Genomic DNA, 6,947 nt, shown 5'->3' on the forward strand with positions numbered 1-6,947 from the left:
CGCTCGTTCCCGGGGGGCGCGTTGCGGGGCGCGGGAGGAACGAGGGGGCGGCCGTGAGCGCCGAAACTGCCGACCGGGCCGCCGGGACTCCGCCCGACCGCGGGCGCGAGCAACGCGGCTGGTACTTCTACGACTTCGCGTGCTCGGTGTATTCGACCAGTGTGCTGACGGTTTTCGTGGGCCCCTATCTGACGTCGGTCGCCAAGGCGGCGGCGGACGCGGACGGTTTCGTCCATCCGCTGGGCGTCCCGGTACGCGCGGGCTCGGTCTTCGCGTACGCCGTGTCGCTGTCGGTGGTCGTGGCGGTGCTGGTGATGCCGTTGGTGGGTGCCGTGGCGGACCGTACCGGCCGGAAGAAGCCGCTGCTGGCCGCGTCGGCGTACCTGGGCGCGGCCGCCACGGCGGGGCTGTTCTTCCTGGACGGCGAGCGCTACCTGCTGGGCGCGTTCCTGCTCGTCGTGGCGAACGCCTCGCTGGCGGTCTCCATGGTGCTGTACAACGCCTATCTGCCCCAGATAGCGGAGCCCCACGAGCGGGACGCGGTCTCCTCGCGCGGCTGGGCGTTCGGCTACACCTCGGGGGCGCTGGTGCTGCTGGCGGACCTGGCGCTGTACACCGGCCATGACTCGTTCGGCCTGTCGGAGTCGGAGGCGGTACGGATCTGTCTGGCGTCGGCCGGCCTGTGGTGGGGGGCCTTCACCCTCGTGCCGCTGCGTCGGCTGCGGGACCGGCGGGTGGCCCCGGACGGGGAGGGGGCGGTCGGATCGGGCTGGCGGCAGCTGGTGGCGACCCTGCGGGACATGCGCCGGCACCCGCTGACGCTCTCGTTCCTGCTGGCGTACCTCGTCTACAACGACGGCGTGCAGACGGTGATCTCGCAGGCGTCGATCTACGGCTCGGAGGAGCTGGGCCTGGAGCAGACGACGCTGATCACGGCGGTGCTGCTGGTGCAGGTGCTCGCGGTGGTGGGCGCGCTGGGCATGGGGCGGCTGGCGCGGGCACACGGCGCCAAGCGCACGATCCTGGGTTCGCTGGGGGTGTGGACGGCGATCCTGGCGGCCGCGTACTTCCTGCCGGCCGGTGCGCCGGTCTGGTTCTACGCGCTGGCGGCGGCGATCGGACTGGTGCTGGGCGGCAGTCAGGCGCTGTCGCGGTCGCTGTTCTCGCATCTGGTGCCGCGCGGGAAGGAGGCAGAGTACTTCTCCGCGTACGAGATGAGCGACCGGGGGCTGAGCTGGCTGGGGCCGCTGTTTTTCGGCCTGGCGTTCCAGCTGACGGGCAGCTACCGGGAGGCGATCATCTCGCTGGTGGTCTTCTTCGCGGCGGGCTTCGTGCTGCTGGCGCGGGTGCCCGTGAGGCGTGCGGTGGCCGCGGCGGGGAACCCGGTACCCGACCGGATTTAGACGGCGGACTGAAAGGCCGGTAGTGTACGCCTTTGGCCTGCCAGGCGGACCGTTACTGCGTGTTCAAACAGCAGAGACGCGAGGTGACATCTGTTGCCAGGTGTGACAAACCGGGCGCTGGTGGGTACCCCAACCTGGGAAAAGCAGCGGCACGACGGCGCATGACCCGCAACGGGAATCTTTACCGCCGACCGGACGTTGACCGGATGACGACGACAGCGACACCTGTCCTGTGGGCGACAAGCCCGGGAGGCACGATTCATGAGTGAGCGAGCTCTTCGCGGCACGCGCCTCGTGGTGACCAGCTACGAGACCGACCGCGGCATCGATCTGGCCCCGCGCCAGGCGGTGGAGTACGCATGCGAGAAGGGGCATCGGTTCGAGATGCCGTTCTCGGTGGAGGCGGAGATTCCGCCGGAGTGGGAGTGCAAGGTCTGCGGAAGCCAGGCACTCCTGGTGGACGGGGACGGCCCCGAGGAGAAGAAGGGCAAGCCGGCGCGTACGCACTGGGACATGCTCATGGAGCGGCGCACCCGCGAGGAGTTGGAGGAGGTGCTGGCCGAGAGGCTGGCGGTCCTGCGCTCCGGCGCCATGAACATCGCCGTGCATCCGCGCGACAGCCGGAAGTCCGCGTGACCGCCTGAGGGCGAGCACGCGCCATCAGCACCAGCCGCGGGGCGGCGGTACACCTTGTGTGCCGCCGCCCCGCGGCTCTGCGCTGCCCGGGTACAGCCGTCCCTTGGCCGGAGTCCGGCCGGGCCGCTCGACGGCGGCCGGGGCCGCCGGGACGGCACCCGCCGGCGCGGCGGAGCCGGGGCCCGGCGCGCTCAGGGCGTCAGCGGCGGGCGGAGGTCTTCACCGCTCGGGCGGCCCCCCTCGTCGCGGACGACCTCGCCCCGCACCACCTTCGCGTCCGGGTGGCGCATGCGCGCCCGCTGGGCGTGCTGGAAGGCGTCGCCCAGGCCCCCGGGGGCGACCGCGCGCATACGGCGGTCCAGCGCCTTCTCGGCGTACCGGCCCAGCGCCGTCCTCACCGGCGGCAGGAGCATCAGCAGGCCCGCCACGTCGGAGATGAGGCCGGGCAGCATCAGCAGCAGCCCGCCGAGCATCAGGAAGCCATTGCCGGTGCTCCCCCGGTCGGCGGGGCCCGGCTCGGCGCCCGGCCGCTGCTGGAGGGTCTCGGTGAGGGTCCGGAACGCCCGGCGCCCGGCCCGCTTGACCACCGCTCCGCCCAGGACGGCGCCGCCGGCGAGCAGCAGCAGCACGGTCACCCCGCCGGCCGCTCCGGCCACCAGGGACAGCAGCCAGATCTCCGCCACCAGCCAGGCGACGAGGCCGAGCGGCACGAGGGAACGGGCGCGTGAGCGCTTGCGGGCGGAGGGGGGCGGTGTGCCGGTCGTCATGTTCCCAGTGTGCCCGGCGGCCTGCCAGGACGGCGTAAAGGGGTCCGGTGCCGGCCGGGGCCGGGTGGTCAGGAGGGCTTGCGCCCCATGATCCGGTCGGCCCGGGAGCCGACGCCCCACGCGGTGACCCGCCACAGGGCCTCCACGACGATGTCCCGGCTCATCTTGGAGTCGCCGCGCTCACGCTCGACGAAGGTGATCGGCACCTCGACCACGTGGTAGCCGGCCGTGACGGCGCGGCGGGCCAGGTCGACCTGGAAGCAGTAGCCCTGGGAGGCGACCTCTTGGAGGCCCAGGCCCTCCAGGGTCTCCTTGCGGAAGGCGCGGAAGCCGCCGGTCACGTCGCGGATGGGGACGTCCAGCAGCAGGCGCGAGTAGGTGCTGCCGCCGCGGGAGAGGAACTCGCGGTACTTGGGCCAGTTCACCACCCGCCCGCCCGGCACCCAGCGGGAGCCCAGCACCAGGTCCGCGCCCTTGAGGGCGGTCAGCAGCCGGGGCAGTTCCTCGGGCTGGTGGGAACCGTCGGCGTCCATCTCGACCAGGACGCCGTAGTCGCGCCCGATGCCCCACCGGAAGCCGGCCAGGTAGGCGGCGCCCAGCCCTTCCTTGCCCTTGCGGTGCAGGACGTGGACGTGGTCGTCCTCGGCGGCGAGCTCGTCGGCGAGTTTGCCGGTGCCGTCCGGGCTGTTGTCGTCGGCGACGAGGACGTCGGCCTCCGGCACGGCGGCGCGCACCCGGCCGACGATCGGCTTGATGTTCTCCGCCTCGTTGTAGGTGGGGATGATCACCAACACTCTGCCGAGCGGCCCGTATCGCCTCTGACCACCAACGTTCACTGCTGCCCCTTAGGTCCGTACACAGATCCCCACCATAGCGAGCCGGTGGCGCGCTCCCGCGCCGGCAGGGGGATCGGGGCGCGGCACGGACCGGGGCCCGGCGTCCTTCGGGCCGACCTGGGGCCCCGCTGGCTGCGGGCCGACCGAGAGCCGTTGTCTACTGAACGTCCGGGCCCCACCCGGGTCGCACCCCCCTGGCTCGCGGGGAGCAGGGGGGACACCCGGCCGGAGGCTTCCCTCGCCCCCGAGGCGCGGGCGCTGAACCTGGCTCCCGGTGCTGGTGCGCCGGTGCGGCGCACCGCCCCATGACCCAGCGGCGTTCGACGACTGCGTGGAGGCCAAGCGGCCGGACGTCCTGTGGTGGACTGGGGCGAACCTACCGGCCGCCGACCGCTCGCTGTCAACACCCGTGCCACCTGCGCCGATTGGCCGAACCAGCAGGTCAGGGGCGAAGATCCGCAGGTCGCGGCCGACCGCTGGAAGCGCGGCACTGGGCAGGGAATGTCCCTGTGTCACTCGTTCGGTAGAGCGAAGACCGTTCGGCCGCCGACGACGGTCCGCAGGCAGACCGGCAGGCCGGTGCCGGGGGTGAGGTCGGGCAGGCCCGGCGTGCCCGAACGCGGATCGGTGGACCAGCGGGCGACCCGGTCGTCGGGTGCCTGTACCACCAGGTCACCGGTACGCCAGACCGCGTAGTCGGCGGGCGCTCCGGGGGCGAGGATCCCCGCGTCGTCCCGGCCGGTGGCCCGCCAGCCGCCGCGGGTGTGGGCGGTGAAGGCGGCACGTACCGAGATCCGGTGTTCGGGGGTGCGGTGGAAGGCGGCGGCGCGGACGGTGCCCCAGGGGTCCAGCGGGGTCACCGGGCTGTCCGAGCCGAAGGCGAGGGGCACGCCGGCGCGCAGCAGCGCCGCGTACGGGTTGAGGGTGCGCGCCCGCTCGGCACCCAGGCGCTGGGCGTACATGCCGTCCTCGCCGCCCCAGGCCGCGTCGAAGGCGGGCTGCACGGAGGCGGTGAGCCCGAGGTCGGCGAAGGCGGCGATGGTGTCGGGGGTGAGCATCTCGGCGTGTTCGACGCGGTGCCGGGCGGCGCGCACCCGTGCCAGGCCCACCGCGTCGGCGGCGGCCCGTACGCCCGCGACGACCGCGCCGAGGGCGGCGTCACCGATGGCGTGGAAGCCGGCCTGGAGTCCGGCTTCGGTGCAGGCGGTGACGTGGGCGGCGACGGCCGCCGCGTCCAGGTGGGCGGTGCCGGTGTGGCCGGCGTCGGCGTAGGGCTGGTGCAGGCAGGCGGTGTGGGAGCCGAGGGAGCCGTCGGCGAACAGGTCCCCGGCGGCGCCGATCGCGCCCAGGTCGCGGACGCGCCGGGCATCCTTCTCGCCGGTGACGGCCTCGGCCCAGTAGCCCACGACGCGCGGGCCCGCCTCCTCGCCGGCGAGCTTCAGCAGGGCGGTGAAGTCGTCCTCGTCGGAGATCTCCGGGCCGGCGCACTCGTGGACGGTGCCGATGCCCAGGGACACGGCCCGGCGCAGCGCGGCCCGCTGGGCCTCGGCGCGCTGGACCGGGGTGATCGCGCCATGGGCGGCGGCGCGTACCGCGTGGTGGGCGGCGCCGGTGAGCGGCCGGTCGGGGTGGTAGCCGGTCAGGCCGGTGACACCGGGGACCAGGTCGAGCAGGGCGGTGGTGACGACGGCGGAGTGGACGTCGACGCGGGTCAGGTAGAGCGGGCGCCCGCCGGTGGCCTCGTCCAGTTCGGTACGGGACGGGGGGCGCCGGCCGGGCCAGCGGGCGGCGTCCCAGCCGTGGCCGAGCAGGATCCGGTCGCCGGGCCGGGCGGCACTGTGGGCCCGTACCAGCTCCAGCGCCTCGGCGAGGGTGCGGGCGGGGGTGAGGTCCAGGCCGGTGAGGGCGAGTCCGGTGGCGGTGGTGTGGACGTGGGCGTCGGTGAACGCGGGGGTGACCAGGGCGCCTTGGAGGTCGATCACCTCGTCCACGCCGGCGGCGAAGGCGTCGGCCGCGCCCTCGGAGCCCACCCAGGCGACGTGCCCGCGTTCCACGACCATCGCGGTGGCGAAGGGGTCGGCGGGGCTGTGGACGTCTCCACCGCGCAGCAGCACGGTGCGGTGTTCGCTCTCGGTCATGGTGACCAGCCTAGATATCCCGCTAGACGCGTGGCGGCCGGGCCTCGTAGGGGGTGGACAGCACCACGGTGGTACGGGTGGAGACGCCCGCCTGGGAGCGGATCCGGGTGAGCAGGTGCTCCAGCTCCAGCGGGGTCGCCACGCGCACCTTGAGGATGTAGTTCTCGTCACCGGCGACGCTGTGGCAGGCCTCGATCTCGGCGATGTCGGCGAGCCGGTCGGCGATGTCGTCGGGGGCGCTGGGGTCGAACGGTTTGACCGAGATGAACGCGGTCAGCGGCAGGCCCACGGCCTCCGGGTCCACGACCGCGGCGTACCCGCGGATGACACCGCGCTGCTCCAGGCGGCGCACGCGCTGGTGCACCGCCGAGGTGGACAGGCCGGTGGCCTTGCCCAGGTCGGTGTAGCTCATGCGCCCGTCCGTGACGAGCAACTCGACGATCTGACGATCCAGCTCCTCCATGCGATCAACCTATTGCCCCGGGGGGCCGCCGGGACAGTCGGCGGCCCTCGTCGGGGGCCCCCGCGACCGTCATGTGACCAAAGCCACAGGTTTGACGGCACGGTGGTGCCGGACCGGATGGTTATCCGGTGGGCCGAAGGGGAATTGCTTGCTGTGGTCGAGGCCGCAAGAGCCTGGTCGGCCCACCCGAGGGGGAGATTCTCCATGCAGGAGCCTGTTGATTCCGTCGGACCCTACGAGGTCGACGAGCACGACAATTACGACACTTTTGAGATGTTCCGGGTGATCTGCCCGGACTGCGCGCAGCCCATCGCGCTGCTAGCGGACGAGGACGTGCTCCCGGAGCACGCGCTGTGCCCGACGCCGTGGAACCCGTTCGTGCTGTCGGTGTGCAGCGGCACCGGGCGGCCCGCCGCGGACGCGAGTCCCGCGGACGAGTCGCTGGAGGTCCAGGAGCAGGACACCGCGCTGCTGCTGACGCTGCCCCAGGGGCTGGACTGGCGCACCCAGCCCTTCAGCCACGTGGGCGGACCCGGCTCGCGGCCTATCAGGGTGCCGCAGATGCGGCGCGCCGCCTGACGCGTACCGGCGCCGGCCCGTGCCGGTACGGCCGCGCCCGCCCGGGCGGGCGCCCGGGCTCCACCGCCCGCCCCGGCCGGGGCGGGCGGTCCCGCGAGCGGGGGTCTGCGGGTTTCGGGGCGCAC

Annotated in this window: 7 protein-coding genes; 3 read left to right on the forward strand and 4 right to left on the reverse strand. The window is 73.5% G+C overall.

The window, feature by feature from the left end; genetic code table 11:
* Nucleotides 1-53 precede the first annotated feature (53 nt).
* Both AB0H53_RS26915 and AB0H53_RS26920 read left to right on the forward strand, forming a co-directional pair.
* Nucleotides 54-1,403 (forward strand): MFS transporter, encoded by a 1,350-nt coding sequence (locus AB0H53_RS26915; RefSeq protein ID WP_362118542.1) that lies wholly within the window; start codon nt 54-56, stop codon nt 1,401-1,403.
* A 261-nt stretch (nt 1,404-1,664) separates the two neighbouring features.
* A complete protein-coding gene (locus tag AB0H53_RS26920) occupies nt 1,665-2,039 on the forward strand; it encodes an RNA polymerase-binding protein RbpA (protein ID WP_026278069.1) in 375 nt (124 codons plus the stop codon).
* Nucleotides 2,040-2,230: 191 nt separating this feature from the next.
* On the opposite strand, the gene fxsA is transcribed toward AB0H53_RS26920, so the two are convergent.
* From fxsA to AB0H53_RS26940, 4 genes are all read right to left on the reverse strand, one after another.
* Nucleotides 2,231-2,806, reverse strand: coding sequence for an FxsA family membrane protein (gene fxsA, locus AB0H53_RS26925; RefSeq protein WP_362118545.1), 576 nt, complete (start codon nt 2,804-2,806; stop codon nt 2,231-2,233).
* A gap of 68 nt (nt 2,807-2,874) precedes the next feature.
* The gene (locus tag AB0H53_RS26930) at nt 2,875-3,642 is read right to left on the reverse strand and encodes a polyprenol monophosphomannose synthase (protein ID WP_362118548.1); all 768 of its coding nucleotides are present in this window, start codon (nt 3,640-3,642) and stop codon (nt 2,875-2,877) included.
* A 512-nt stretch (nt 3,643-4,154) separates the two neighbouring features.
* A complete protein-coding gene (locus AB0H53_RS26935) occupies nt 4,155-5,780 on the reverse strand; it encodes an amidohydrolase (RefSeq protein ID WP_362118551.1) in 1,626 nt (541 codons plus the stop codon).
* Between the two features lie 22 nt (nt 5,781-5,802).
* Nucleotides 5,803-6,243, reverse strand: coding sequence for an Lrp/AsnC family transcriptional regulator (locus AB0H53_RS26940; RefSeq protein ID WP_362118554.1), 441 nt, complete (start codon nt 6,241-6,243; stop codon nt 5,803-5,805).
* A 204-nt stretch (nt 6,244-6,447) separates the two neighbouring features.
* Here AB0H53_RS26940 and AB0H53_RS26945 point away from each other — a divergent pair, with 204 nt between their 5' ends.
* The gene (locus AB0H53_RS26945) at nt 6,448-6,822 is read left to right on the forward strand and encodes a hypothetical protein (protein ID WP_362118557.1); all 375 of its coding nucleotides are present in this window, start codon (nt 6,448-6,450) and stop codon (nt 6,820-6,822) included.
* The last annotated feature ends 125 nt before the right edge of the window (nt 6,823-6,947 follow it).

This window comes from Streptomyces sp. NPDC050856 (assembly GCF_040653855.1).
GTDB lineage: Bacteria > Actinomycetota > Actinomycetes > Streptomycetales > Streptomycetaceae > Streptomyces.